Source organism: Streptomyces sp. NPDC013317, assembly GCF_055563155.1.
The window spans coordinates 1-25,074 of sequence record NZ_JBVHDX010000007.1; the positions used below are offsets into that span (position 1 = coordinate 1).

Below are 25,074 nucleotides of genomic sequence, written 5' to 3' on the forward strand. Positions count from 1 at the left end.
CAGAACTGCAACATCTTCAACGACGGCGCCTTCGAACCCCTCAAAGACAAAGACCAGGCGCAGGAGGCCGTGATCCGCCTGGAGCACGGCCGGCCGATCCGCTTCGGCGCGGACGACTCCAAGGGTGTCGTCCGCGACCAGGCCACCGGCGACCTGAAGGTCGTCACGGTCACCCCCGAGAACGAGAGCGCGATCCTGGTCCACGACGCCCACGCGGCCTCACCGACCACCGCCTTCGCCCTCTCCCGCCTCGCCGACCCCGACACCCTCCACCAGACCCCCATCGGCGTCTTCCGCTCCATCCGGCGCCCGGTCTACGACACCCTCATGGCCGACCAGCTGGAGACCGCCATCGAGCAGCACGGCAAGGGCGACCTGGGCCAGCTCCTCGCGGGGAACGACACCTGGACCGTCGTCGGCTGACACCCGCCGCGCCCTGAAGGGGTGAGGGCCGCTGCGGCCCCTCACCCCTTCAGACGCTTCTTCTCCTCGTCCGCGAACTTCTCGAACTGCCCGAGGTAGCGCGGGGCGCCGTGCTCGATCCGGTACACGAACACCTCTTTGTTGTACCGGTACATCATCACGTTCTGTTCCTCGAAGCCGTACATCTTCGCGACGCCCTGGAACGAGAACACGCGCATCGCGCCGCGCACGGCGACGCGTGTCATCGCCAGCTTCCGGTTCGCCACCAGGTCCCTCATGCGGTCGGCCAGACACGTCACCGCGTCGTACGCCTCCACCGCGAACCGCTCGACGGGCGCCGTGCCCGACAGGCGCCAGCGCCTGCGGTAGGCGGACGTGAACTCCTCGGCCGCGGGCACGAGCGCCGGATCGACGTAGGTGGTGCCGAAGTACCAGCCCTCGGCAGCCGGGCCGGCGGTGGAGAGGAACTCCGGTCCCAGCGCGTACTCGACGCTCCCGCACAGCCCGCCGTAGCCCTGCTGCTTCAGCGCCTTGGCGCACAGTCCGGCGCGGCGGGGGGAGACGCCCCCGTAGAGCACGGCGTCGGGGCGGGCGGCGACGACCTCGCGCGCCACCGGACCGAAGTCCTCCTCGTCCGCCGCGATCTGGTGAACCGTCACCGTCTCGCCCACCGCAGCCATGGTGGTCTGCGCGGAGTGGGCCGTACGCCAGGCGTAGTCGCCCGCCGCCCGGTCCTGCACGACGGCCGTCCGCTTGGCGCCGCGCACGAGGGCGATGCTGGTGAAGGGCAGTTGCAGCATGTCGTGATGGACGCGCAGCTCGCGGTAGACGGGGTTGATGGTCTGGAAGGGCAGGTCGCCCTGGTCGATCCCGACGGCGACGGTCGCCGTCACCAGCAGGTTCGCGTCGTAGGTGGGGGCCGCGGCGAGCAGGGTCTCGCGGGTGCTCGGGCCGATCAGGGCCATGACGGACGGGTCCTTCACGAACTCCCGTGCCAGGGCTCCCGCCCGGGGAGGGTAACCCTCGTCGTCCAGCACCTTCAGCGCCAGGTCGAAGGGCCGGTCGGGGCGGGCGTTGAAGGTCTCGGTGGCCAGCCTGGCCCCGCGCTCCTGGGCGCGCCCGTCCGCCGCCCGGGGTCCGCTCAGATCGGTCTGGATCCCGATCCTGTACGTGGGCAGGGCCGCGGGCGGCCCGCCGGCCGCCGGGGTGGCGGGGCTGCGGTTCACGAACCAGGCCGTCAGTCCGCCCGCCCCGGCGACGGCGGCCGCGGAGCCGAGCGCCAGGAAGCGGCGCCGTGACGGGGAGGCGGCGTCCGGGGCTCCGGAGGCGACGACGACGGTGGGCTCCGCGACGGGCAGGTCCAGGACCCGTCCGGAGCGTTCGGCGATCAGTGCGGGCAGCCCGGGCGGCAGCCAGTCGCCGGCCGGCCCCTCGGCGGACCCCAGCCGCGCCCGTACCTCCCCGGCCGTCGGCCGGTCCGCCGGGTCCTTGGCGAGGCACGCGGTCACCAGCGGCAACAGCGCCCGCGGTACGCCGTCGAGGTCGGGCTCCTCGTGGACCGTGCGGTACACGACGGCGGCCACCCCGCCCGTACCGAAGGGGGGCCGTCCGGTCGTCGCGTGGGCGAGGACGCAGCCGAGCGAGAAGACGTCGCTCGGCGGACCGACCTCGCCCGCACCGGCGGCGCGGGCCTGCTCGGGGGCGAGGAAGCCGGGCGTGCCGATCATCGCGCCGGTGGCGGTGAGGGCGGTGGCCCCGGCCGACCTGGCGATGCCGAAGTCGATCAGCCGCGGCCCGTCGAGGGCGAGCAGGACGTTGCCCGGCTTGACGTCCCGGTGGACGAGTCCGGCCTCGTGCATGTCCGCGAGCGCGTCGGCGAGCCGGGCGCCCAGGGCCCGTACGCTCTCCTCGGGCAGGGCGCCGTGGAGGGCGACGGCCTCGGAGAGCGAGGGGCCGGGCACGAACTCGGTGGCGAGCCAGGGCTCGCGGGCCTCCGGGTCGGAACCGAGGACACGGACCACCCAACGGCCGGTGATCCGCTCGGCGACCCGGGCCTCCCGCCGGAACCGTTCACGGAAGCCGGGGTCGGCGGCGTGCTCGGCCAGGATCAGCTTGAGCGCGACGAGGGCGCCGCCGGCGGACCGGGCGAGGTAGACCACGCCCATGCCGCCGGCGCCGAGCCGGCCCAGCAGACGGTATCCGGCGATCGTCGAGGGGTCGGCGGGACGCAGGGGCCGCATGCTCAGACCTGTCTGTTCTTGGGCGGTACGGCGGGGGCGAACTCCAGCGGTTTGTAACGGCCGTTCTCGACGGCGTACATGAAGGTGCCGACCCCCGTCAGATGTCCGTCCTCGTGGTCGAAGACGTAGCCGCCCATGGCGCCGGTGTACTTGGCCTTGCGCAACGAGGCGACGAGCGAGGTGCGGTCGGGACGCTTCCCGCCCTTCGACGCCTTCTCCACCTCCTGGATCAGGAGGTTGACCATGTCGTAGTACTCGCCCGTGTAGAAGGCGGGGGTCTCGCCGTACCGCTCGCGGTGCGCCGCGATGAGGGCCGAGGCCTCCTTGCGGGTCGTGGGGTCGACGACCGGCGCGCCGATGATCCAGCCCTCCGCCGCCTTGCCCGCCCCGGTGAGGAACCGCGGCGTGAACACGTGCTGACCGGTGATCCTCATGCCGGTGAAGCCGAGTTCGTCGAGTGTGCGGGCGGCGATGACGGCGCTCGGGGCGAGGCCGCAGTGGACGTACGCGTCCATGCCCTCCGCGATCATGCTGCCGAGCACCCGCTTGTAGTCGGTGGTGGGTCCGGGGACGACACGGGGGAAGGGGACGACCTTCGCCTGCCGGAAGCCGAAGGTGGCGCCGCCGATGTACTGCCAGGCGTAGGTGTCGTCGCTCCGCTCCTGGAGGACGCCCGGCCGCATGCTCGGGGTCTTCGTCAGAACGTAGTAGGCGAGGCACATGCCCGCGTAGACGTGTTGCGGACACGCCTGCACCATCGAGAGCCCCTGGCCGCCGGCCCGGTTGGAGAGCAGGTTGAGCCCGGCCGAGACGGTGATCACGGGCAGCAGCGCCTCGTCGTACGCGGGGAGGGCGGCCAGGCCCGTGTAGTCGGAGGTGGGCCCGATGACGCCGAGGACGTCGGGGTCTCCGGTCAGGACGCGGGCCGCGGCCAGGGCCCTGTTCTTGTCCCCGCCGTCGTCGGAGACCTTGAGTTCGAGGGTGAAGGGCTTGTTCTCACGGGCGTTGAACTGCTCCACCGCGAGTCGGGCGCCCCGCTCCTGCGCACGGCCGATGTCCTTGGCGGGGCCGGTCAGGTCGGTGTGGACGCCGATGACCCAGCGTCGCTTCTTCGGCCCCGTGGCCGCCTTCCGGTCCTTGTCGTCGTTCCGCAGCGCGGCCCAGGCGGCGGTGCCGCCTCCGGCGGCGAGGACGGCGGCGCCGGAGGCCAGGAGAAGGAACTTCCTTCTGCCGGTGCCCTGTTGCCCTCCGTCGTCCGACGTGCCGAGCTGGGTGGACTCGATCTCGGGCAGGGCGAGCATGGCGGCGGAACGCTCGGCGATGGTCCGTACGACCGGGGCGGGCAGCCAGTCGTTCCCGGCGCCGGGCGTGTCCTCCGTCAGACGCTCGGCGATCTCCTCGGCGGTGGGCCGCCCGGCCGGGTCCTTGGCGAGGCAGGTGCGCAGGAGGTCCAGGAGCCCGTCCGGTACGCCGGCGAGGTCGGGCTCGTCGTGGACCGTGCGGTACAGCAGGGCGTCGACCGCTCCCGTACCGAAGGGCGGGCGGCCGGTCACCGCGTGCGCGAGGAGGCAGCCGAGTGCGAAGACGTCGCTGGGCGGGCCGATCTCGGCGGCGCGGGCCTCGGCCTGTTCCGGCGCGAGGAAGCCGGGGGTGCCGACGACCATGTCGGTGGAGGTGAGCGCGGTCTCGCCGGTGGCCCGGGCGATGCCGAAGTCGATCAGGCGTGGGCCGTCGACGGCGAGGAGGACGTTGCCGGGTTTGACGTCGCGGTGGACGAGTCCGGCCGCGTGCACGGCGGCCAGCGCGCGGGCGAGCGCGCCGCCGAGGAGGCGTACGCTCCGCTCCGGCAGCGGGCCGTGCGCGGCGACGGCCTCGCCGAGGGAGGGGCCGGGGACGAAGGCGGTGGCCATCCACGGCTCGGGGGCATCGGGGTCGGCGCCGGTGACGGGGACGGCCCAGGGGCTGGCCACCCGGCGGGCGGCCTCGACCTCGCGGCGGAAGCGGGCGCGGAAGTCGGCCTGGTCGGCCTGGTCGGCGTGGGTGACCTTCACGGCGGCGAGTTCGCCGTTGTCCGTGCGGCCGAGGTAGACCACGCCCATGCCACCGGCGCCGAGCCGGCCGAGCAGCCGGTATCCGGCGATCGCCGAGGGGTCGGAGGTCCTGAGCGGCTGAAGAGCTGCGGGGGTCATGACTGCACCTCCAGGCTGTCCTCGGCGCGCCCGACCATGGCGACCAGCGCCTGGATCTGCGCGTTGTCGACCTCCTTGGCCACGTGCCCGGGAGCGCCCTTGACGACGGCGGCGACGGTGATCTGCCCCACGCGGGACTGGTACCAGGAGTACGTCTGCTCGCCCTTGACCGCGTCGTTGACGTACGACCCCGCCTCTCTGAGCGAGTCCGCGGCGGTGAAGTTGCCACCGACGCCGAAGGGGCTGCCGAGGGACATCAGGCCGGTGATCCGCTCACCGTCGCGCAGCCGCTGGGCGGGGCAGCGGAGCGCCTCCTCCAGTGTCTCGGCCATCTCCCAGTCGGCGTCCGTCTCGGTGCGGTGGACGGTGACGGTGGCGGAGACCCGGAGGGCGCCCCGGCCCGCTCGTGCGGGGATCTCGCCGTAGGCGGTGACGCTGTGGAGCACGGTCCGCGGGCGGGTTCCGGTCTCCCAGGTGCACTGTGCGGAGAGGACCGGCCAGTAGTCGTCGGCGCTGAGGTACGGGGTGCGTCTGACGAAGTCCGCCCCCCAGGACTCGGGGCCCGCGACGATCGCGAGGGCGAGGCGCTTGGCCTCGGCCTCGTTCTTCGGGGCCCGCTTCGGGTCGGCGGTGAAGCCGAGTTTCGAGGGCGTCGGCGCGGGCTGGGCGGCCGTGGTCCCGGACGCCGTCGCCGAGGGTGGGCCCCCCTTGCCGTCGCCGCCTCCGCCGTCGTCGCCCGCGTCGGAGCACGCCGTCAGGATCAGGCCGCACGCGAGGACTCCCCCGCAGGCGCGCAGCACTCTTCGGTACCCGTATGTCACGTATCCCCCACGCACGCTCACACTTGCCCCGAGTGGTGAGGAGATCGTACGACGCGTGGACACCAACTCGCCCCGTTTACAACATCATTGGGGCGAACCTGTGGCCTTTCCGGGACGTGCCTCGTCGTAGCGGGCGCGGGCCTCCCGGACCTGCGGGACCCGGGCGTCGGTCCAGCGCGCCAGCTCCCAGACCCGACCGGCGGCCTCCTCGCCCAGTTCGGTGAGGCTGTAGTCGACGCGGGGCGGGATGACCGGCTTGGCGTCGCGGTGGACGAAGCCGTCGCGCTCCAGGGTCTGGAGCGTCTGCGTCAGCATCTTCTCGCTGACCCCGCCCACCCTGCGGCGCAGCTCGCTGAAGCGGTACGAGCGCTCCCTCAGCGCGATCAGGATCAGGACGCCCCAGCGGCTGGTGACGTGCTCCAGGACGAGCCGCGCCGGGCACGTCGCACCGTCGACGTCGGCCAGCAGACTCTTCGGGACACTTACTTCCATGCCAGTACCTTACTTCAAAGTGGGTACTTTCTCAGAGTTAGTGCCTCCCGTACGGTGAGTGCATCACCCACCGCACCCCACGGGAGAAGGAACCACCCATGAGCATCGTCGTCACCGGAGCCACCGGACAGCTCGGCCGTCTCGTCATCGACGAGCTCCTGGCCCTGGTGGCCGCCGAGTCCGTCGTCGCCGTCGTCCGCGACAAGGCGAAGGCCGCCGCCCTCGCCGGGCGCGGCGTCGAGCTGCGGATCGCCGACTACAGCAGGCCCGAGACCCTCGCGGGGGCCTTCGAGCCCGGCGACCGCGTCCTGCTGATCTCCGGCAGCGAGGTCGGACAGCGCGTGGCCCAGCACGCCGCCGTGATCGACGCGGCCAAGGCCGCCGGCGTCGCCCAGCTCGCGTACACCGGCATCCTGGGCGGGCCGGAGGCCGACTTCGACCTGGCCGCCGAGCACCGCGCGACGGAGACGCTGATCCTCGACTCGGGGCTGCCGTACACCTTCCTGCGCAACGGCTGGTACACCGAGAACTACACCGCGAACCTCGCCCCCGTCCTCGCCCACGGCGCCGTCGTCGCCAACGCCGGCGAGGGCCGTGTCGCCTCCGCCGCGCGCGCCGACTACGCAGCCGCGGCCGCCGCCGTCCTGACCGGCCCCGCCGAGGAGCACGCGAACAGGGCGTACGAGCTGAGCGGCGACGTCGCCTGGTCGCTGGCCGAGTACGCGGCCGAGGTCGCCCGCCAGACGGGCCGGGAGATCGGGTACGACAACGTCCCGGCCGGGACGCACGAGGCGATCCTGACCGGTGCCGGCGTCCCGGCGCCCTTCGCCGCGATCCTCGTGGACGTCGACAAGGCCATCGAGCGCGGGGCGCTCGCCCGGCGGACCGGCGACCTGTCCCGCCTCATCGGTCGCCCCACCACCCCGCTCTCCGAGACGGTCGCGAAGGCCCTCGCGTAGGCCCGCACAGCCCCTGTACGGGCCCTCGTCCGGGCCTCCCGCGGGCCTCCGGAAAGGGTCGACGCGGAAGTCATGACCGTATCGCGGTACGGACATGACAGCCTGCCCTGTGCGGCGCTACCTTCATCAGGACGGCGTGGCGCAGGGCAGGAGGTTCGGTGAAGACGGACAACGAGGGACGAGCGGGTCTCCTCTACGGGATCGGTGCCTACGGGATGTGGGGTCTGGTCCCGCTCTTCTGGCCGCTCCTGAAGCCCGCCGGGGCGGTCGAGATCCTGGCCCACCGCATGGTGTGGTCCCTGGCCTTCGTCGTCGTCGCGCTCCTCGCGGTCCGCCGGTGGGGCTGGATACGGGAGCTGGTGCGCAGCCCGCGCAAGCTCGGCCTGATCACGCTTGCCGCGGCGGTGATCACCGTCAACTGGGGCGTCTACATCTGGTCGGTCAACGCCGGCCACGTCGTCGAGGCGTCCCTCGGCTACTTCATCAACCCGCTCGTCACGATCGCGCTGGGCGTCCTGCTCCTGAAGGAGCGGCTGCGGCCCGCGCAGTGGGCGGCGGTCGGCGTGGCGGCGACGGCCGTGCTCGTCCTCTCCGTCGGCTACGGGCAGCCGCCGTGGATCTCGCTGATCCTGGCCTTCTCGTTCGGCATCTACGGCCTGGTGAAGAAGAAGGTCAACATCGGCGGCCTGGAGTCCCTGGCGGCCGAGACCGCGATCCAGTTCCTGCCCGCCCTCGCCTACCTGCTGTGGCTCGGCTCGCAGGGTTCGGCCACCTTCGGCACCGGGGGCACCGGGCACGCGGCCCTGCTCGCCGCGACCGGCATCGTCACCGCCGTCCCCCTGATCTGCTTCGGAGCGGCGGCGATCCGCGTACCCCTGTCGACGCTGGGACTGCTCCAGTACCTGGCCCCGATGTTCCAGTTCGTGCTGGGGATCGCGTACTTCCACGAGGCGATGCCGCCGGAGCGCTGGGCGGGCTTCTCACTGGTGTGGCTGGCGCTGACGATCCTGACCTGGGACGCGCTGCGGACGGCCCGGCGGAGCAGGGCGGCGCTGGCGGCCGCGGAGCGCGCGGCGGCCGAGGCGGCCGAGGTGGCTGTGGCGGCGACGGCGAGCGGCACTGTGCGCGCCGACGCCGGGGCCGCCTCCGACCCCGGCCGGACGCCGGTCGTCTCCTGACGAGGCCCACGAAGCCGTGAGCCCCGCGTCGCCGTGACCACGGCGGCTCAGGCCGCCAGCAGGTCGTGCTCCCGGATCAGCCAGCACACGGCCGTCAGGCGCAGCGTCGCGAAGTCGTGGCCGACCGGCTCGGTCCAGTCGGCCTCCGACAGCGAGTCCGTGAAACCGAGGACGTAGTCGGCCAGGTCCTCCCGGCGCACGGTCCGCCGGAGCGCGGGAGCCGTCTCGTCCGGCCGGCGCGGGGCGGGGACCAGGGCGTCGCACACGGCCGCCGCGTGCTGGTCGACGGCGGCCACGAGCCCCGGCTCGAAGGCGAACTCCGCGAGCCGGGGCAGGTAGGTGGCGACCACTCCGACCAGCGGACAGTCGGGCGAGTCGTTCATTCCTCCACACTAAGGGCGCCTCCGCTCACCCCGCCGTGACCTTCGTCGCAGCACCCGCAACCTCCGCCGCCGCCACCGTCACGGGCGGCGGGCGGCGGGCAGCGGGCAGCGGGCAGCGGGCGGCGGGCGGCGGGCGGCGGCGCCGGAACGACTGCCCATCGGGGTGAACGCGGGTCATGCCTCTCGCGACCCGCATCGCGCGAGCAGTACGACTGGGGGCATGACTCCGCTCCACTGGAAGCTCGTGATCGACACCGCCGACCCGCACGCCCAGGCCGCCTTCTGGGCCGCCGCCCTCGGCTACGTCGAGGAGGACCACAACGCTCTCGTCGAGCGCCTCCTCGACGCCGGCGCGGCCCCGCCCGAGCTGACGGTCATGCTCCCGGACGGCCGCCACGGCTGGCGGGATCTGGCCGCTGTCCGGCATCCGGACGATCCTTTCGAGGAGGAGTCGGGCACCGGGCGCGGCCGCCGCATCCTCTTCCAGCGGGTCCCCGAGCCGAAGACCGTCAAGAACCGCGTCCACCTCGACCTCCACCCGGGCCCCGACGCCCGCGACGGGGAGGTGGAGCGGCTGGAGTCCCTGGGCGCCTCGGTCCAGCGCCGGGTGTCGGAGTGGGGGACGACATGGGTGGTCATGACCGACCCCGAGGGGAACGAGTTCTGCGTGGAGTGACGGTGTCCGTGCGGGCGGCGCGCCGTCATGCTCCCCGTCGTACCTCGAACTGGAAGCAGCCGTACTCGACGGCCCTGATGTGCACGAGCGCGACCCGCTCGTCGGCGAAGGCCTCCGCGAAGGCCCGGTCGAAGGCCTCGGTCGCCTCGGCCGGGATCTCCAGGAGCCGCCCGCCGACGATCCGCCCCTCGGCGTCGTAACGGCGCAGCGTCCGCAGCGCTCCGGATCGGTCGAAGGGGTACGACTCCGGGGCGGCGGGCGGTCCGGCGCACTCCTCCGCGTGGACGAAGACCGGACCCTGCTCGTCGTACGCCCCGGGTGCGGCCCCGCTCGCGGCGGCCCAGCGGCGGAGCGGCGCGTACGACACGAGGGCGATCCGCTCCCCCGGCACGATGCTCCGCAGGCAGCAGCGCAGCGGGCTGCCCTCCTCGGCGGTTCCGGCGGTGTACGGCACACAGGGCCGGCCGGCGTCGTCCGCGACCCGGAGTCCGGCGAGGACGGCGGGCTCGATGGCACGTGCGGTGTAGGTCGTCATGGCTCCAGCGTCACGTGCGCGCGATCCGCCCGCTGGCGGGATTCGGACCTGGCGTTCGGGGCGCGCGCGGCACGTCCGCCCGCACACTCGTCCGGTGAGCGAACGCTTCTGACCGGTTTCCGCTCTTGACGCTCAGTCAAACTCTCGTTGAACATTCACCACGCACATCACGCACCACCCCGCATCGACACGCACAGCGCCACCGCACAGCTCCAACGCCCCGCGACTGCACAGCCGTCGGGGCGTCTCGCACGTTCCGTTCCCATCCCCGTTCGGAATCCGGAGCCCCCACATGAACATCTCCGTTCCCAGACGTGCCGCCGCACTCGCGGCCGTGACCGCCATGGCCCTCGCCGGGTTCACCGGCGCCACGGCGAACGCCGCGCCCAGTGCGCCCTCCGCCGCCGCTGCCGCGCCGGACATACCGCTCGCCAACGTCAAGCAGCACCTCACCGACCTCCAGTCCATCGCCACCGCCAACGGCGGCAACCGCGCCCACGGCCGCCCCGGCTACAAGGCGTCCATCGACTTCGTGAAGGCCAAGCTGGACGCGGCCGGATTCACCACCAGCATCCAGCAGTTCACCTCCAGCGGCGCCACCGGCTACAACCTGATAGCCGACTGGCCCGGCGGTGACCCCAACCAGGTCCTCATGGCCGGCGCCCACCTCGACTCCGTCTCGTCCGGTGCCGGCATCAACGACAACGGCTCCGGTTCCGCGGCCGTCCTGGAGACCGCGCTCGCCGTCTCCCGCGCCAACCTCCAGCCCACGAAGCACCTGCGCTTCGGCTGGTGGGGCGCCGAGGAGCTCGGGCTCGTCGGGTCGAAGTACTACGTCAGCCAGCTGCCCAGCACCGAGCGTTCGAAGTTCTCGGGGTACCTGAACTTCGACATGATCGGGTCGCCCAACCCCGGCTACTTCGTCTACGACGACGACCCCACCATCGAGCAGACCTTCAAGAGCTACTTCGCCGGCATCGGTGTGCCCACCGAGATCGAGACCGAGGGCGACGGCCGCTCCGACCACGCCTCGTTCAAGAACGTGGGCATCCCCGTCGGCGGCCTGTTCACCGGCGCCAGCCGGGTCAAGTCCAGCGCCCAGGTCCAGAAGTGGGGCGGTACGGCCACGGCCTTCGACCGCTGCTACCACTCCTCCTGCGACACGACGTCGAACATCAACGACACCGCCCTGGACCGCAACAGCGACGCCGTCGCCCACGCGATCTGGACCCTGTCGGCCGGTACGACCAACCCCAACCCGGGCACGGTCTTCGAGAACACGGCCGACGTGTCCATCCCGGACAACGGCGCCGCGGTGACCTCGACGGTCAACGTCACCGGACTCACCGGCAACGCGCCCTCGAACCTCGCGGTGGACGTGAACATCGTCCACACCTACCGCGGTGACCTCGTCGTCGACCTCGTCGCCCCCGACGGCTCGGTCTACAACCTGCACAACCGGTCCGGCGGCAGCGCCGACAACATCGTGCAGACCTACACCGTGAACGCCTCCTCGGAGGTCGCCAACGGCGCCTGGAAGCTCCGCGCCCAGGACCGGGCCGCGATCGACACCGGCTACATCAACAGCTTCAAGCTGACGTTCCCGTAAGACCGCAGGCCGTACGCCGGCCGTAGGCACGAAGAACTCCCGGGTGGGTCGGTGACCATCGCCCCCGACCCGCCCGGGGTCCCAATCGCGCGCGCTACTTCCCGGCGTTCGCCGCGTCCACCAGCGCCTGCTTCGTCACGGCGCCGACGTAGACCTTGCCGTCGTCCGTCATCAGCGCGTTCACGAGCTTCGTCTTGAAGACGGTGCCCGAGCCGAACTTCCCGCTGACCTTGTCCCCGAGCGCGTCCAGGAAGCCCTGGATCTCCTGCGGGGCCTCGCCCGTCTTCGGGGCCGGGGCGCCGGTGTCGATCTTCGCGATCGCGGTCCAGCCCTCGCCGATGACGTTCATGCCCTCGGCCCCCGCGCCGCCGGCGCCGGGAACCATGCCGCCGAAGAGGCCGTCGAACTCCTTCTCCAGGTCCTCGGGCGCCTTGCCGTGCGCAGCGTCGTCCGCGCCGTCCGCGCCCTCGGTCACCTTCGCGCCCTTGGGCGCCTTGAAGTCGAACGTCGAGGCCGCCGGCCTGGCGAAGTCGACCTTCGTGAAGCCCGCGTCGAGGACCGGCTTGCCGCCCTCGACCGACGCCAGCGTGAACTTCAGCGGCGTCCCGGTCTTCGCGTCCACCGCGATCTTGACCGAGTCGACCGTGGAGCCGCTCTGCTTCGGCTTGATGACGAGCTGGTACGCGTCCCGGCCGGCCACCTTCGCCGTACCGCCCACCGTGATCGAGGTGGTGTCGCCCGCCGCCTTCAGGACCTCGTCCGCGAGCTCCTTCGGGGTGCCCGGGAGCTCCTTCTCCTCGGCGGGGCGGTCCGAGGCGTCGCCCTTCTCGTGGAACACCTCGTTCGACGCGCTGTCGTACGCCCACACGTCGTCGCCGTTGTGGATCAGGCTGTACTCGTCCGAGCCGTCCACGATGGTCAGCTTCTGCCTCTCGGGGCCGTCCGCCGCCACCCGCAGGGTGTGCGTGCCCGAGACCAGCTGCGTCAGCCGCTCCTGCGGGTCCACGGACGACGAGCCGCCGGACGGGGAACCGCCCGCGAAACTGTCGGCCAGGCCCGCCACCGACGGCAGCCCCAGGTCCGTGGTCACCTTGAACGTGCCGGACAGCGTCTGCGTGTCCGACGCCGCGATCTTCTCGATCAGCTGCTGTGCCGTGATCTCCGGCAGGTCGGGGTCGCCGGACGCCGCCAGCGCCGGTACGAGTCCGATCGTCGCCGCGGCCACTCCGGCCACCGCCAACGGGACGACGTAGCGGCTCGCCTTACGGGTCTCTGCCATGGTCTGTCCTAACCTCCGTGGTCGATGACTCCATCTGACCAAAGCGGCGGCGCCGAATCGTCAGCCTCCGGCATCAACCTGACGTACTGCTACGGGATGACAACCCCTAGGGCATCTAGCCCGTCCGGCCACCCCGCCAGGCATCGGCCCTCAGGCGTCAGCCCGCCCGGTGGACCACCGCGTCGCACAGCTCCTCCAGAGCCGACTTCGCGTATCCCCCGGGCAGCGGCGCCAGCATCGCCCGCGCCTCCTCCGCGTACCGCACGGTGTCCCGCCGGGCCTGCTCCAGGGCCGGGTGGACGCGCAGCCGGCGCAGGACCTCGGCGTGCCGCTCGTCGTCCGACAGGTCGCCGTCGATGAGCTCGACCAGCTCCACGTCCTCGGAACGTCCGAAAGTCGCCGCCGCGGCGCGCAGGCGGAGGACCGGAAGGGTCGGGATGCCCTCCCTGAGGTCCGTCCCCGGGGTCTTGCCGGACTCGTGGGAGTCGGAGGCGATGTCGAGGACGTCGTCGGCGAGCTGGAACGCGACGCCGAGCCGCTCGCCGTACTGGGTGAGGATGTCGACGACGGACTCGTCCGCGCCGGACATCATGGCGCCGAAGCGGCAGGAGACGGCGACGAGCGAGCCGGTCTTGCCGGCGAGGACGTCGAGGTAGTGGTCGACGGGGTCGCGGTCGCCCTGCGGTCCCGCGGTCTCCAGGATCTGACCGGTGACCAGGCGTTCGAACGCCTCGGACTGGATGCGTACGGCCTCGGGTCCGAGGTCCGCGAGCGTGTGCGACGCGCGGGCGAACAGGAAGTCACCCGTCAGGACGGCGATGGAGTTCCCCCATCGGGTGTTCGCGCTGTCGACGCCGCGCCGCACGTCCGCCTCGTCCATGACGTCGTCGTGGTAGAGCGTGGCGAGGTGGGTGAGCTCGACGACGACGGCCGAGGGCACGACACCCGGCGCGTAGGGGTCGCCGAACTGGGCGGCGAGCATCACGAGCAGCGGCCTGAAGCGCTTGCCGCCCGCCAGCACGAGGTGCTGGGCGGCCTCCGTGATGAACGGGATCTCGCTCTTGGTGGCGTCGAGGAGCCCTGCCTCCACGGCCGCCAATCCGGTCTGGACATCGGCCTCAAGAGCCTGGTCCCGCACGCTAAGACCGAACGGCCCGACGACGGTCACGAGGGGGTCTCCTGTCTGCTGACGCCTGCTTCTGCTGCCGACGATCACACGGATTGTCGATGTGTCGCTCGATTCACTCAAGTCAGCGTATCCGGTCGCCTTTCGATCACCATGGGCGCCTTCCCGCCACCCCCGGTATGTTCGTGATCAGCTGATACGACCAGGAGTAGGCGATTTGTCCCGAACAGTGATCGATCCGGACGCGAACGACGAGCGGCCTCCGCCCGAAGACGATCATGCCTTCTTCGGCCAGCGGAAGGGGCTCCTCACCCTCTCGGGCCTGGAGGTCTGGGAGCGGTTCTCGTTCCTCGGCATGCAGGCGATCCTCGTCCTCTACTTCGCCGACACCGTGGCGAACGAGGGACCCGGCATGGACGGGGGCACGGCCGCCTCCGTCGCCGCCGCCTACGGCACGCTCGTCCACCTGGTCTCCGTCGCGGGCGGCCGGCTCGCCGACCGCATCCTCGGCTCCTACCGGGCCGTCCTGTGGGGCGGCATCCTGATCGCGTGCGGCCACTACGCCATGGCGGTGCCGACGGCCGGCATGACCTGGGCCGGCCTCGGACTGATCAGCGCCGGCACGGGCCTGCTCAAGCCGAACGTCGCCACCATGGTCGGCAAGCTCTACGCCACCGACGACGACCGCCGCGACGCCGGCTTCGCCCTCTCCTCCATGGCCATCGGCATCGGCGCCTTCGCCGGCCCGCTGATCACGGGCTGGCTCGCCGACCACCAGGGCTACCACTGGGGCTTCTCGGCGGCGGTCGGCATGACCCTCGCCCTGCTCCAGTACGTCCTCGGCCGACGTCACCTGGCCGGGCGCAGGCACTCGGCCGAGTTCGCGCTCGCCCCCGACGCCATGCGCCGTGCCGTACGGCTGATCGTCACCGGTGTGGTCGTCGCGGGCGCCGTGGCCGTACTCCTGGCCGCCGACGTCTCCAAGCCCGCCTACTTCGGCGTCAACGGAACCGTCGCCGTCGCCGCGGGCCTCGCCGTGATCGCCCTGGCGCCCTGGCTGCGCCGCACCATGCACCCCGTCCACCGAGGTACGACATGCGCATCCGCACCGAGTTCCCGTACGAGACGACCCACGAGGACGTCCGGATCCCCCTCCCGGACGGCACGAGGCTCTACGCCCGGATCTGGCGGCCGGTCACCGACGAGCCCGTCCCCGCCCTCCTGGAGTACCTGCCGTACCGCCTGACCGACTGGACGGCGCCCAGGGACCGGCAGCGCCACCCCTGGTACGCCGGGCACGGCTACGCCTCCGTACGGGTCGACGTGCGCGGGCACGGGAACAGCGAGGGCCTCCCCGGCGACGAGTACGACGCCGTCGAGCTGGCCGACGGCGTGGCGGTGGTCAACTGGCTCGCCGAGCAGCCCTGGTGCACGGGGAAGGTCGGCATGTTCGGGATCTCCTGGGGCGGCTTCAACGCGCTCCAGATCGCCGCGCTGGCCCCCGAGCCGCTGAAGGCGATCGTCACCGTGTGCTCGACCGACGACCGCTACGACAACGACGTCCACTACATGGGCGGCTCCGTCCTCGCCGTGGACATGCACGCCTGGTCCGCGACCATGCTCGCCTTCGTCTGCCGGCCGCCGGACCCCCGGTACCTGGGCGAGGAGTGGCGCGAGCTGTGGCTGCGGCGCCTGGAGTCCGTGGAGCCGCTCGTGCACACCTGGCTCGCCCACCAGACCCGGGACGCGTACTGGCGGCACGGGAGCGTCTGCGAGGACTACGGCGCGATCCGCTCGGCCGTGCTCGCCGTGGGCGGCTGGCACGACCCGTACCGGGACACCGTCCTGAGGCTGGTCGAGCACCTCCCCCAGGACCGGGTGCGGGGCATCATCGGGCCGTGGTCGCACCAGTACCCGGACCGCGGTCTGCCGCCCGGGCCGGCGATCGGCTTCCTCCAGGAGACCCTGCGCTGGTGGGACCACCATCTGAAGGGCGTCGACAACGACGTGATGGCCGAGCCGCTGCTCCGCTCCTGGATCAGCGGCTCCCACCCGCCGGCCACCGTCTACGACGAGCTCCCGGGCCGGTGGGTCGCCGACCCCGCCTGGCCGTCCCCGAACGTCACCCCCGTCACCTACGCCTTCGCGGGCGAACCGGTCCTGGTCGAATCCCCGCAGCAGACCGGCCTCGACGCCGGGCGCTTCTTCCCCTTCGGCAACGACGCCGATCTGCCGCCCGACCAGCGCGAGGAGGACGCCCATTCGGCCTGCTTCGACTTCCCCGTGCCGGAGGACGGCGAGCCGATCGAGATCCTGGGCCGGCCGCGCGTGAGCCTGAACCTGCGGGCCGGCGCCCCCACCGGACAGGTCGTCGCCCGGCTCTGCGACATCGCGCCGGACGGCTCCTCGACCCTGGTCACCCGCGGCGTCCTGAACCTCTCCGCCCGCTACGGCCGCGACCGGGCCGTGGAGGCGCAGATCGGGGAGCCCGAGGACGTCGTCTTCGACCTCAACGGCATCGGGCACACCTTCCCGCCCGGCCACCGGGTCCGCCTCGCGGTCTCCTCCGCGTACTGGCCGTGGATCTGGCCCCAGCCGGACGCGGCGGGCTTCACCCTCGACCCGGTGACCTCCCACCTGACGCTGCCGGTGCGTCGCCCCACGGACGACGCGGTGGAGTGGGAGCCGCCGGAGCAGTCCGAGCCGCTGGGCGTGAGCGTCCCGGAGACGCTGGAGGAGCCCCGCCCGGAGCGGCTGGTGGTACGGGACGTGGCCAGGGGCGAGTGGCGCCTCGAGGTGGACCCCCGGTACGGCGGTACGCGGGTCTACCCGGACGGCCTGGAATTCACCGAGGACGCCCTGGAGACGTACACGATCGTCGAGGACGATCCGCTCTCGGCCCGCGCCCGCTCGGACTGGTCGATCCGGCTGCACCGGCCGGATATGGCGTGGGACGTGACGATCGAATCGCGCTCGGAGATCTCCTGCGACGCGGACGCATTCCTCACATCGAACGAGGTGGTGTGCAGACGGGGAGACGAAGTCGCCTTCCACCGGACATGGGAGAAACGCATTCCGCGAACGGCGGGGTGACCGGAAAGGCGAAAGGGCTCGCATTCCGGGTGGAATGCGAGCCCCTCGCCTACCGCGCGGATCAGGCGTCGGCGCCGGCCTTGCGGCGGCGGACGACGAACATCGCGCCGGCACCGAGGGCCACGGCAGCGGCGCCCGCGAGGGCGAACTGCGGCATGACGTCGTTCGCACCGGTCTTGGCGAGCTGGCCGGTGGACGTCACGGACGTGGTGGAGGTGCCGCCCTGCTGGGTGGTGCCGGTGTTGCCGCCGGACGTGGAGCCGCCGCCCGTCGAGCCGGTGGAGGGCTTCTCCTCGTCCTTGGCCTTGGCGGCGACGTCGAACTCGACGAAGGCGCCCTCGGCGATGTAGCCGCAGGACCCGTCCTTGTTGTCATAGCCGGGTTCGGCCACGAACATGGCTTCGGACGTGGGGGCCTTGGCGTCGACCGTCAGGCGGACCAGGAGGTCGACCTTCTCGCCCGGCTTCATCGTGTCGAGCTCGATGAAGCCGTACTCCGCGTCCAGGTCCGCCCACTCGCTGTTCAGCGGACCCCACTCGAGCTTCGCGTGGTCGAGCAGGCTGTCCTTCTCGGCGAGCAGGTCGGTGGTGACGTAGGCCGCGTCGAGCGTCTGCTCGGAGTCGTTGGTGACCCGCAGCTTGAACTCGGCGCTGCCGCCGGCGACGACCTTCTTCGGGCCGGTCATCGAGATCGCCAGCTGGTCGCTGACGTCCTTGCAGTCCGGGTGCGGCGGCTCGGCGTCCGCGAGCGTCTTCTTGGCCGCGTCGAGGAGCTTGAGGGCGGCCTCCTTGGCGATCCGCAGACGCTCGACCTCGGCAGAGGCGGCGTCGCGCGCGGCCTTGATGTCGCTCCGGGCCTTGGTCAGCTTCTCACCGGCGGCCTTGCGGTCGGCGGTGGCCGTCGTCAGGCCGGTCTTGGCGGTCTCGACGGCCTGCTCCGCGGCCGCCTTCTGCTCGGGGGTGGCATCGACGGGCAGGGCCTTCAGGTCGGCCTCGGCCTTGGACAGCTTCTCGTTCGCGGCACTCACCGCGGTGTCGGCCGTCGCGACGGCCTTCTCCGCGTCGGTGACGGCGAGCTTCAGCTTGCTGTCGGCGGCGTCGACGGCGGCGAGCGCCTTCTCGGCGCCGTCGTACGCGACGACAGCGGCGTCGTACGCCTTCTGTGCCTCGGCGACCTTCTTCTGCAGTTCCTCGATCGTCGGCTGCTGCTCCTGCGTCTGCGACGGCGCGGACGGCTTGGTGTCGGCGAACGCCGGAGCGGCCGAGAGGAAGACGACGGGAGTCGTCACGGCGGCGGCCACGGCCGTCGCGAGAATACGGCGAATCTTCAAGGTGGACCTTCTGGTCAGGATCGGTCGACGAAAAGAAAGAAAGGGTGGGTCGCTCCTGCGGGGAAACTCACGCGGTGCGACTTCTCCAAGATCGTATGACCCGGATTACGCCCTGGAAAGGGGGAGTTGAACGCGCTCAAGCGCACAGGTCGCGCACAGGACACACGTCGGACGAATAAAGCGCACGAACATGGACAGTTGTGCACGGAGGCCCATCTTTTTGTGTGACCCATGTCATCCGCGCCGAGCGGTCCGCCCCGTAACGTGTCCCCCACACCTGTGGAAAGCGAGGCAAGCACCGATGCCCGAGCAGTCCCCGCTCGATCTGGCCGAAGGCGATCCCTTCGGCCCGCACAACCTTCCGTACGGCGTCTTCTCCCCCGCCGACGAGCCCGACCGGCGGAGGGTCGGCGTCCGCATCGGCGCTCATGTCCTCGACTCGGGGGCCGCGGCGCACGCGCTGGGCTCGCCCTACGCCGCGCTGCTCGACCGGCCGAGCCTCAACCCGCTGCTCGCCGCGGGCCGCACCGCCTGGCGCGACGTGCGCAGGGCGCTCACGGCCTGGGTGACGGTGCCCGCGCACCGCCCCGTCATAGAGCCGCTGCTCCACCCGCTGGACACCGTGACGCTGCACCTTCCGTTCGAGGTCGCGGACTACGTCGACTTCTACGCGAGCGAGCACCACGCCACCAACGTGGGCCGGATCTTCCGCCCCGACGGCGACGCGCTCACCCCCAACTGGAAGCACCTGCCCATCGGTTACCACGGCCGCTCGGGCACCGTCGTGGTCTCCGGCACCGATGTCGTTCGCCCCGCGGGCCAGCGCAAGGCACCCACGGACCCGGCGCCGGTCTTCGGGCCCTCGGTGAAGCTGGACATCGAGGCCGAGGTCGGCTTCGTCGTCGGCACCCCTTCGACGATGGGCACCCCGGTCCCGCTGGCCGAGTTCCGCGAGCACGTCTTCGGTCTGACGCTCCTCAACGACTGGTCGGCGCGCGACATCCAGGCCTGGGAGTACGTGCCGCTCGGCCCGTTCCTCGGCAAGTCGTTCACGACGTCCGTCTCGGCCTGGGTGACCCCGCTGGAGGCCCTGGACGCGGCCCGTACGGCCCCGCCGGCCCGGGACTTCGACCTGCTGCCGTACCTGGACGACTCCGCCGACGAGGAACCGGGCGGCTTCGACCTGCGGATCACGGTCGAGATCAACGGCGAGGTCGTCTCCGAGCCGCCGTTCGCCACGATGTACTGGACCGCCGCGCAGCAGCTCGCGCACATGACGGTCAACGGCGCCTCGCTGCGGACCGGTGACCTGTACGGCTCCGGCACGGTCTCCGGGCCCGAGACGCACCAGCGCGGCTCGCTGCTCGAACTGACCTGGAACGGCCGCGACCCGCTCGAACTGCCCACCGGCAAGCGCACGTTCCTCGAGGACGGCGACGTGGTCACGCTCACCGCCTGGGCCCCGGGCCCCGACGGCACGCAGGTCGCGCTCGGCGAGGTGACGGGCCGGATCGTCCCGGCGCCGTAACGTCCCCCGCACACACGTCAGGGCCCGGCCCCCGCTCGCGCGGGGACCGGGCCCTGACGGCGTCTCCGGCTACCGTACGAACACGCTCGCCTGGCCCGCCAGGTCCAGGAAGTACTGCGGCGCGAAACCGAGCACCAGCGTGACCGCGACGCCCACCGTGATGGTGGCCGCGGTGAAGGCCGAGGGCACGGCGACCGTGGGGCCGTCCGCCTTCGGCTCGCTGAAGAACATCAGCACGATCACCCTGATGTAGAAGAACGCGGCGATCGCCGACGAGATGACGCCGACGACGACCAGCGCACCCGCGCCGCCCTCCGCCGCCGCCGAGAAGACCGCGAACTTGCCGGAGAAGCCCGAGGTGAGCGGGATCCCGGCGAAGGCCAGCAGGAACACCGCGAAGACCGCCGCCACGAGCGGCGAACGGCGGCCGAGCCCCGCCCACTTGGACAGGTGCGTCGCCTCGCCGCCGGCGTCCCGCACCAGCGTGACGACCGCGAAGGCGCCGATCGTCACGAAGGAGTACGCACCCAGGTAGAAGAGCACGGACGAGATGCCGGTGGGCGTGGCGGCGATGACACCGGCCAGCAGGAAGCCCGCGTGCGCGATGGAGGAGTACGCGAGGAGCCGCTTGATGTCGGTCTGGGTGATCGCGACGATCGCGCCGCCCAGCATGGTGACGATGGCGACGCCCCACATGACCGGCCGCCAGTCCCAGGTGAGGCCCGGCAGCACCACGTACAGCAGGCGCAGCAGGGCGCCGAACGCGGCGACCTTCGTCGCGGCCGCCATGAAGCCGGTGACGGGGGTCGGCGCGCCCTGGTAGACGTCCGGGGTCCACATGTGGAAGGGCACGGCGCCGACCTTGAAGAGCAGCCCCATGAGGACCATGGCGAAGCCGATGAGCAGCAGGGCGTCGTTGCCCATGGTGTCGGCGAGCGCCGGGTCGATCGAGCCGGCCGCGCCGTCGACGACGTTCGCGATGGTGGCGTACGAGACGGAGCCCGCGTAGCCGTAGAGCAGCGCGATGCCGAAGAGCAGGAACGCCGAGGAGAAGGCGCCGAGGAGGAAGTACTTGACCGCGGCCTCCTGCGACATGAGCCGCTTGCGGCGGGCGACGGCGCAGAGCAGGTAGAGCGGGAGGGAGAAGACCTCGAGGGCGATGAAGAGCGTCAGGAGGTCGTTGGCCGCGGGGAAGACCAGCATGCCGGCGATGGCGAACAGCGCCAGCGGGAACACCTCGGTGGTGGTGAACCCGGCCTTGGTCGCGGCCTTCTCCTGGTCGCTGCCGGGTACGGCGGCGGCCTCGGCGGCGAAGGAGTCGACCCGGTGGCCGTGGCCGGCCGGGTCGAGCCTGCGCTCGGCGAAGGTGAAGACGGCGACGAGCGAGGCCAGCAGGATGGTGCCCTGGAGGAAGAGCGCCGGGCCGTCGACGGCGATGGCGCCCATGGCGGCGATGTGCGCCTTGGTGGAGCCGTAGCCGCCGGCGGCGAGGCCGACGATCGCGGCGAAGGCGGCGACCAGCGCGAGCACGCTGAGGAACACCTGGCTGAGCCAGCGGCCCTTGCGGGGCGCGAAGGCCTCGACCAGGACGCTGAGGACCGCGGCGCCGACCACGATGAGGACGGGCGAGAGCTGCACGTACTCGATGTGGGGTGACGGGATCTTGGTCACCGGCTCGGCGGCGGTCGTCCACAGGCTGTGGACGGCGGGTGCGACGGCGGATGCACTCACTTGGCCGCCTCCACTTCGGGCTGGGGGTCCTTTTGCTGGACGTCGGACATGGTGTGCGTGACGGCGGGGTTCACGATGTCCGTCAGCGGCTTCGGGAACACCCCGAGGAAGATCAGCAGAGCGATCAGCGGCGCGACCACGACCAGCTCCCGCACCCGCAGGTCCGGCATCGTCCGGACCTCCTCCGTCACGACCGGGCCCGTCATCGTCCGCTGGTAGAGGACGAGGGTGTAGAGCGCGGCGAGGACGATGCCGGTGGTGGCGATGATGCCGGCCACCGGATAGCGGGCGAACGTGCCGACCAGGACCAGGAACTCGCTGACGAAGGGCGCGAGGCCCGGCAGCGAGAGGGTGGCGAGCCCGCCGATCAGGAACGTGCCGGCGAGGACCGGGGCGACCTTCTGCACACCGCCGTAGTCGGCGATGAGCCGCGAGCCGCGCCGGGTGATCAGGAAGCCGGCCACCAGCATCAGGGCGGCCGTCGAGATCCCGTGGTTGACCATGTACAGCGTCGCGCCGCTCTGGCCCTGGCTGGTCATCGCGAAGATGCCCATGATGATGAAGCCGAAGTGCGAGATCGAGGCGTACGCCACCAGGCGCTTGATGTCCCGCTGGCCGACCGCGAGCAGCGCTCCGTAGACGATGCTCACCAGGGCGAGCGCGATGATCACCGGGGTTGCCCACTTCGACGCCTCCGGGAAGAGCTGGAGGCAGAAGCGGAGCATCGCGAACGTGCCGACCTTGTCGACGACCGCGGTGATGAGCACGGCGACCGGTGCGGTCGCCTCCCCCATCGCGTTCGGCAGCCAGGTGTGCAGCGGCCACAGCGGCGCCTTCACGGCGAAGGCGAAGAAGAAGCCGAGGAACAGCAGCCGTTCGGTGTTGGTCGCCATCTCCAGCTGACCGGAGGCCCTGGCCTCGGCGATCTCCGTGAGGGAGAAGTTCCCGGCGACCACGTAGAGCCCGATGACGGCGGCCAGCATGATCAGTCCGCCGACCAGGTTGTACAGCAGGAACTTCACGGCCGCGTACGAACGCTGGGCCGCCGCGTTCTCGTCCGAGCCCGCGTGCGCCCGGTCGCCGAAGCCGCCGATGAGGAAGTACATCGGGATGAGCATGGCTTCGAACAGGATGTAGAAGAGGAAGACGTCGGTGGCCTCGAAGGAGAGGATCACCATCGCCTCGACCATCAGGATCAGGGCGAAGAAGCCCTGCGTCGGCCGCCAGCGGCTGGACTTGGTCTCCAGCGGGTCGGCGTCGTGCCAGCCCGCGAGGATGATGAAGGGGATCAGCAGGGCGGTGAGCGCGATCAGCGCCACCCCGATGCCGTCCACGCCCAGTTCGTAGCGGACCCCGAAGTCCGCGATCCAGGAGCGGGACTCGACGAGCTGGTACCGGTCGCCGCCGGGCTCGAAGCGGACCATGACGACCGCCGCGAGCACCAGCGTGACCAGCGACACGAGCAGCGCCAGCCACTTGGCCGCGGTGCGGCGGGCGGCGGGCACGGCGGCGGTGAGGATCGCACCGACCGCCGGCACCGCTGCCGTCACCGTGAGAAGCGGAAAGGACATCGCGGTTACACCGCCCTCATCAGCAGGGTCGCGGCGATCAGCACCGCAGTACCTCCGAACATGGAGACCGCATACGTGCGGGCGTAGCCGTTCTGCAGCTTGCGCAGCCGGCCGGACAGACCGCCGACCGAGGCAGCCGTGCCGTTGACCACCCCGTCGACCAGGGAGTGGTCGACGTAGACGAGCGAGCGGGTGAGGTGCGTGCCGCCCGTCACGAAGACGGCGTGGTTGAAGTCGTCCTGGAGCAGGTCGCGGCGGGCGGCCCGGGTGAGCAGCGAGCCGCGCGGGGCGGTGACCGGGACGGGCCTGCGTCCGTACTGGAGGTAGGCGATGCCGACGCCGATCACCATGACCGCGACCGTGGCCGAGGTGATGGCTCCGGCGCTGATCGGCGGGTGTCCGTGCTCGAACTCGGTCACCGGCTTCAGCCAGGTCACGAAGCGGTCGCCGATGGAGAAGAAGCCACCCGCGAGGACGGAGCCGAAGGCCAGCAGGACCATCGGGATCGTCATCGACTTCGGCGACTCGTGCGGATGCGGCAGCTCGCCCTTGTCGTCGGCCTGCCAGCGCTTCTCGCCGAAGAAGGTCATCAGCATCACGCGCGTCATGTAGTACGCGGTGATGGCCGCGCCGAGCAGGGTGACCGCGCCGAGGATCCAGCCCTCGGTGCCGCCCTTGGCGAAGGCCGCCTCGATGATCTTGTCCTTGGAGAAGAAGCCGGACAGGCCCGGGAAGCCGATGATCGCGAGGTAGCCGAGGCCGAAGGTGACGAAGGTGACCGGCATGTACGTCCGCAGACCGCCGTAACGGCGCATGTCCACCTCGTCGTTCATGCCGTGCATGACCGACCCGGCACCGAGGAAGAGCCCGGCCTTGAAGAAGCCGTGCGTGACCAGGTGCATGATCGCGAAGACGTAGCCGATGGGGCCGAGGCCGGCCGCCAGGACCATGTAGCCGATCTGCGACATCGTCGAGCCGGCCAGCGCCTTCTTGATGTCGTCCTTCGCGCAACCGACGATCGCACCGAAGAGGAGCGTGACCGCGCCGACCACGACGACCACGAGCTGGGCGTCCGGGGAGGCGTTGAAGATGTCGGCGGAGCGGACGATCAGATAGACACCGGCGGTGACCATCGTGGCCGCGTGGATGAGGGCCGAGACCGGGGTCGGGCCCTCCATCGCGTCCCCGAGCCAGGACTGCAGCGGCACCTGGGCCGACTTGCCGCAGGCGGCGAGGAGCAGCATCAGGGCGATCGCCGTCAGCTTGCCCTCGGAGGCCTCGCCGGTCGCCTCCAGGACCGGCCCGAAGGCGAAGGTCCCGAAGGTGGTGAACATGAGCATGATCGCGATCGACAGGCCCATGTCGCCGACCCGGTTGACCAGGAACGCCTTCTTCGCGGCGGTGGCCGCGCTGGGCTTGTGCTGCCAGAAGCCGATCAGGAGGTACGAGGCGAGACCGACGCCCTCCCAGCCGAAGTACAGCAGCAGGTAGTTGTCGGCGAGGACGAGGAGGAGCATCGCCGCGAGGAACAGGTTCAGATAGCCGAAGAAGCGGCGCTTGCGCTCGTCGTGCTCCATGTACCCGATCGAGTACACGTGGATCAGGGAGCCCACGCCGGTGATCAGCAGCACGAACGTCATCGACAGCTGGTCGAGCTGGAACGCGATGTCCGCCTGGAAGTCACCGACGGCGATCCAGCTCCACAGGTGCTGGTACATGGCCCGGTCGTCCACGCTCCTGCCGAGCATGTCGGCGAAGAGGACGAGGCCGATGACGAAGGAGGCGGCCGCGAGCAGCGTGCCGAGCAGGGGCCCGGCCTTGTCGAGGCGCCGCCCGCCGCAGAGCAGGACGGTCGCCCCCAGCAGAGGCGCCGCGACGAGCAGCGCAATCAGGTTCTCCACGATTCAGCCC

19 protein-coding genes and 1 pseudogene are annotated in these 25,074 nt (G+C 71.4%); 8 read left to right on the top strand and 12 right to left on the bottom strand.

What is annotated here, in order from left to right; genetic code table 11:
- Positions 1 to 423, top strand: a pseudogene (locus ACZ3IJ_RS19355) (2-oxoacid:ferredoxin oxidoreductase subunit beta); the annotation flags it as partial.
- A gap of 41 nt (positions 424 to 464) precedes the next feature.
- On the opposite strand, the gene ACZ3IJ_RS19360 reads toward ACZ3IJ_RS19355, so the two are convergent.
- The 4 genes from ACZ3IJ_RS19360 to ACZ3IJ_RS19375 all read right to left on the bottom strand — a co-directional run bounded on the left by ACZ3IJ_RS19360 (position 465) and on the right by ACZ3IJ_RS19375 (position 6,165).
- Positions 465 to 2,663 (bottom strand): bifunctional serine/threonine-protein kinase/ABC transporter substrate-binding protein, encoded by a 2,199-nt coding sequence (locus ACZ3IJ_RS19360; RefSeq protein WP_467469723.1) that lies wholly within the window; start codon positions 2,661 to 2,663, stop codon positions 465 to 467.
- A gap of 2 nt (positions 2,664 to 2,665) precedes the next feature.
- Positions 2,666 to 4,852, bottom strand: coding sequence for a bifunctional serine/threonine-protein kinase/ABC transporter substrate-binding protein (locus tag ACZ3IJ_RS19365; RefSeq protein WP_467469725.1), 2,187 nt, complete (start codon positions 4,850 to 4,852; stop codon positions 2,666 to 2,668).
- Positions 4,849 to 5,673: a hypothetical protein gene (locus tag ACZ3IJ_RS19370; RefSeq protein ID WP_467469727.1), complete on the bottom strand. Its 825-nt coding sequence runs from the start codon at positions 5,671 to 5,673 to the stop codon at positions 4,849 to 4,851. The genes ACZ3IJ_RS19365 and ACZ3IJ_RS19370 overlap by 4 nt, the downstream gene beginning before the upstream one ends.
- Before the next feature lie 84 nt (positions 5,674 to 5,757).
- Positions 5,758 to 6,165, bottom strand: a complete 408-nt coding sequence (locus tag ACZ3IJ_RS19375) for a winged helix-turn-helix transcriptional regulator (protein WP_467469729.1) — start codon at positions 6,163 to 6,165, stop codon at positions 5,758 to 5,760.
- 98 nt (positions 6,166 to 6,263) lie between these two features.
- On the opposite strand from ACZ3IJ_RS19375, the gene ACZ3IJ_RS19380 reads away from it, so the two are divergent.
- A complete protein-coding gene (locus ACZ3IJ_RS19380; RefSeq protein ID WP_467469731.1) occupies positions 6,264 to 7,124 on the top strand; it encodes an NAD(P)H-binding protein in 861 nt (286 codons plus the stop codon).
- A 158-nt stretch (positions 7,125 to 7,282) separates the two neighbouring features.
- Positions 7,283 to 8,302 (top strand): EamA family transporter RarD, encoded by a 1,020-nt coding sequence (rarD, locus tag ACZ3IJ_RS19385; RefSeq protein ID WP_467469733.1) that lies wholly within the window; start codon positions 7,283 to 7,285, stop codon positions 8,300 to 8,302.
- Between the two features lie 47 nt (positions 8,303 to 8,349).
- On the opposite strand, the gene ACZ3IJ_RS19390 is transcribed toward rarD, so the two are convergent.
- Positions 8,350 to 8,685, bottom strand: a complete 336-nt coding sequence (locus tag ACZ3IJ_RS19390; protein ID WP_467469735.1) for a DUF6401 family natural product biosynthesis protein — start codon at positions 8,683 to 8,685, stop codon at positions 8,350 to 8,352.
- A 220-nt stretch (positions 8,686 to 8,905) separates the two neighbouring features.
- Here ACZ3IJ_RS19390 and ACZ3IJ_RS19395 point away from each other — a divergent pair, with 220 nt between their 5' ends.
- Positions 8,906 to 9,361 carry a VOC family protein gene (locus tag ACZ3IJ_RS19395; RefSeq protein ID WP_391800514.1) on the top strand — a complete coding sequence of 152 codons (456 nt, stop codon included), beginning with the start codon at positions 8,906 to 8,908 and terminating at the stop codon, positions 9,359 to 9,361.
- Between the two features lie 25 nt (positions 9,362 to 9,386).
- On the opposite strand, the gene ACZ3IJ_RS19400 is transcribed toward ACZ3IJ_RS19395, so the two are convergent.
- Entirely contained in the window at positions 9,387 to 9,896 is a 510-nt protein-coding gene (locus ACZ3IJ_RS19400) for a DUF1203 domain-containing protein (protein ID WP_467469737.1), read from the bottom strand.
- A 292-nt stretch (positions 9,897 to 10,188) separates the two neighbouring features.
- On the opposite strand from ACZ3IJ_RS19400, the gene ACZ3IJ_RS19405 reads away from it, so the two are divergent.
- On the top strand, positions 10,189 to 11,505 hold the full coding sequence (locus ACZ3IJ_RS19405) for a M28 family metallopeptidase (RefSeq protein WP_467469739.1): 1,317 nt from the start codon (positions 10,189 to 10,191) through the stop codon (positions 11,503 to 11,505).
- Positions 11,506 to 11,599: 94 nt separating this feature from the next.
- Here the strand turns inward: ACZ3IJ_RS19405 and ACZ3IJ_RS19410 are convergent, their stop codons facing one another.
- Both ACZ3IJ_RS19410 and ACZ3IJ_RS19415 read right to left on the bottom strand, forming a co-directional pair.
- Positions 11,600 to 12,784 carry a LolA family protein gene (locus ACZ3IJ_RS19410; RefSeq protein ID WP_467469741.1) on the bottom strand — a complete coding sequence of 395 codons (1,185 nt, stop codon included), beginning with the start codon at positions 12,782 to 12,784 and terminating at the stop codon, positions 11,600 to 11,602.
- A 157-nt stretch (positions 12,785 to 12,941) separates the two neighbouring features.
- Positions 12,942 to 13,952, bottom strand: a complete 1,011-nt coding sequence (locus tag ACZ3IJ_RS19415) for a polyprenyl synthetase family protein (RefSeq protein ID WP_467469742.1) — start codon at positions 13,950 to 13,952, stop codon at positions 12,942 to 12,944.
- Between the two features lie 187 nt (positions 13,953 to 14,139).
- On the opposite strand from ACZ3IJ_RS19415, the gene ACZ3IJ_RS19420 reads away from it, so the two are divergent.
- Both ACZ3IJ_RS19420 and ACZ3IJ_RS19425 read left to right on the top strand, forming a co-directional pair.
- Positions 14,140 to 15,156 carry a peptide MFS transporter gene (locus ACZ3IJ_RS19420; protein ID WP_467470258.1) on the top strand — a complete coding sequence of 339 codons (1,017 nt, stop codon included), beginning with the start codon at positions 14,140 to 14,142 and terminating at the stop codon, positions 15,154 to 15,156.
- On the top strand, positions 15,057 to 17,003 hold the full coding sequence (locus ACZ3IJ_RS19425; RefSeq protein ID WP_467470260.1) for a CocE/NonD family hydrolase: 1,947 nt from the start codon (positions 15,057 to 15,059) through the stop codon (positions 17,001 to 17,003). The genes ACZ3IJ_RS19420 and ACZ3IJ_RS19425 overlap by 100 nt, the downstream gene beginning before the upstream one ends.
- Before the next feature lie 61 nt (positions 17,004 to 17,064).
- Here ACZ3IJ_RS19425 and ACZ3IJ_RS19430 read toward each other — a convergent pair whose 3' ends face one another.
- The gene (locus ACZ3IJ_RS19430; RefSeq protein WP_467469743.1) at positions 17,065 to 18,333 is read right to left on the bottom strand and encodes an LPXTG cell wall anchor domain-containing protein; all 1,269 of its coding nucleotides are present in this window, start codon (positions 18,331 to 18,333) and stop codon (positions 17,065 to 17,067) included.
- A 301-nt stretch (positions 18,334 to 18,634) separates the two neighbouring features.
- Here ACZ3IJ_RS19430 and fahA point away from each other — a divergent pair, with 301 nt between their 5' ends.
- Positions 18,635 to 19,861, top strand: coding sequence for a fumarylacetoacetase (fahA, locus tag ACZ3IJ_RS19435; RefSeq protein WP_467469744.1), 1,227 nt, complete (start codon positions 18,635 to 18,637; stop codon positions 19,859 to 19,861).
- Between the two features lie 69 nt (positions 19,862 to 19,930).
- Here the strand turns inward: fahA and nuoN are convergent, their stop codons facing one another.
- From nuoN to nuoL, 3 genes are read right to left on the bottom strand one after another with little or no spacing between them, the layout of a single operon-like run.
- Positions 19,931 to 21,592: an NADH-quinone oxidoreductase subunit NuoN gene (nuoN, locus tag ACZ3IJ_RS19440; protein WP_467469746.1), complete on the bottom strand. Its 1,662-nt coding sequence runs from the start codon at positions 21,590 to 21,592 to the stop codon at positions 19,931 to 19,933.
- The gene (locus ACZ3IJ_RS19445) at positions 21,589 to 23,163 is read right to left on the bottom strand and encodes an NADH-quinone oxidoreductase subunit M (protein WP_467469748.1); all 1,575 of its coding nucleotides are present in this window, start codon (positions 23,161 to 23,163) and stop codon (positions 21,589 to 21,591) included. Before ACZ3IJ_RS19445 ends, nuoN begins: the two co-directional genes overlap by 4 nt.
- A 5-nt stretch (positions 23,164 to 23,168) precedes the next feature.
- The gene (nuoL, locus tag ACZ3IJ_RS19450) at positions 23,169 to 25,064 is read right to left on the bottom strand and encodes an NADH-quinone oxidoreductase subunit L (protein ID WP_467469750.1); all 1,896 of its coding nucleotides are present in this window, start codon (positions 25,062 to 25,064) and stop codon (positions 23,169 to 23,171) included.
- Between the last annotated feature and the right edge of the window lie 10 nt (positions 25,065 to 25,074).

Excerpts from the sequence above, each read along its gene's own strand:
- fahA (WP_467469744.1), top strand. The coding sequence starts at position 18,635 with ATGCCCGAGCAGTCCCCGCTCGATCTGGCCGAAGGCGATCCCTTCGGC.
- ACZ3IJ_RS19445 (WP_467469748.1), bottom strand. The coding sequence starts at position 23,163 with ATGTCCTTTCCGCTTCTCACGGTGACGGCAGCGGTGCCGGCGGTCGGT.
- ACZ3IJ_RS19375 (WP_467469729.1), bottom strand. The coding sequence starts at position 6,165 with ATGGAAGTAAGTGTCCCGAAGAGTCTGCTGGCCGACGTCGACGGTGCG.
- ACZ3IJ_RS19410 (WP_467469741.1), bottom strand. The coding sequence starts at position 12,784 with ATGGCAGAGACCCGTAAGGCGAGCCGCTACGTCGTCCCGTTGGCGGTG.
- ACZ3IJ_RS19360 (WP_467469723.1), bottom strand. The coding sequence starts at position 2,663 with ATGCGGCCCCTGCGTCCCGCCGACCCCTCGACGATCGCCGGATACCGT.
- ACZ3IJ_RS19390 (WP_467469735.1), bottom strand. The coding sequence starts at position 8,685 with ATGAACGACTCGCCCGACTGTCCGCTGGTCGGAGTGGTCGCCACCTAC.
- ACZ3IJ_RS19400 (WP_467469737.1), bottom strand. The coding sequence starts at position 9,896 with ATGACGACCTACACCGCACGTGCCATCGAGCCCGCCGTCCTCGCCGGA.
- ACZ3IJ_RS19380 (WP_467469731.1), top strand. The coding sequence starts at position 6,264 with ATGAGCATCGTCGTCACCGGAGCCACCGGACAGCTCGGCCGTCTCGTC.
- ACZ3IJ_RS19365 (WP_467469725.1), bottom strand. The coding sequence starts at position 4,852 with ATGACCCCCGCAGCTCTTCAGCCGCTCAGGACCTCCGACCCCTCGGCG.
- ACZ3IJ_RS19395 (WP_391800514.1), top strand. The coding sequence starts at position 8,906 with ATGACTCCGCTCCACTGGAAGCTCGTGATCGACACCGCCGACCCGCAC.
- ACZ3IJ_RS19405 (WP_467469739.1), top strand. The coding sequence starts at position 10,189 with ATGAACATCTCCGTTCCCAGACGTGCCGCCGCACTCGCGGCCGTGACC.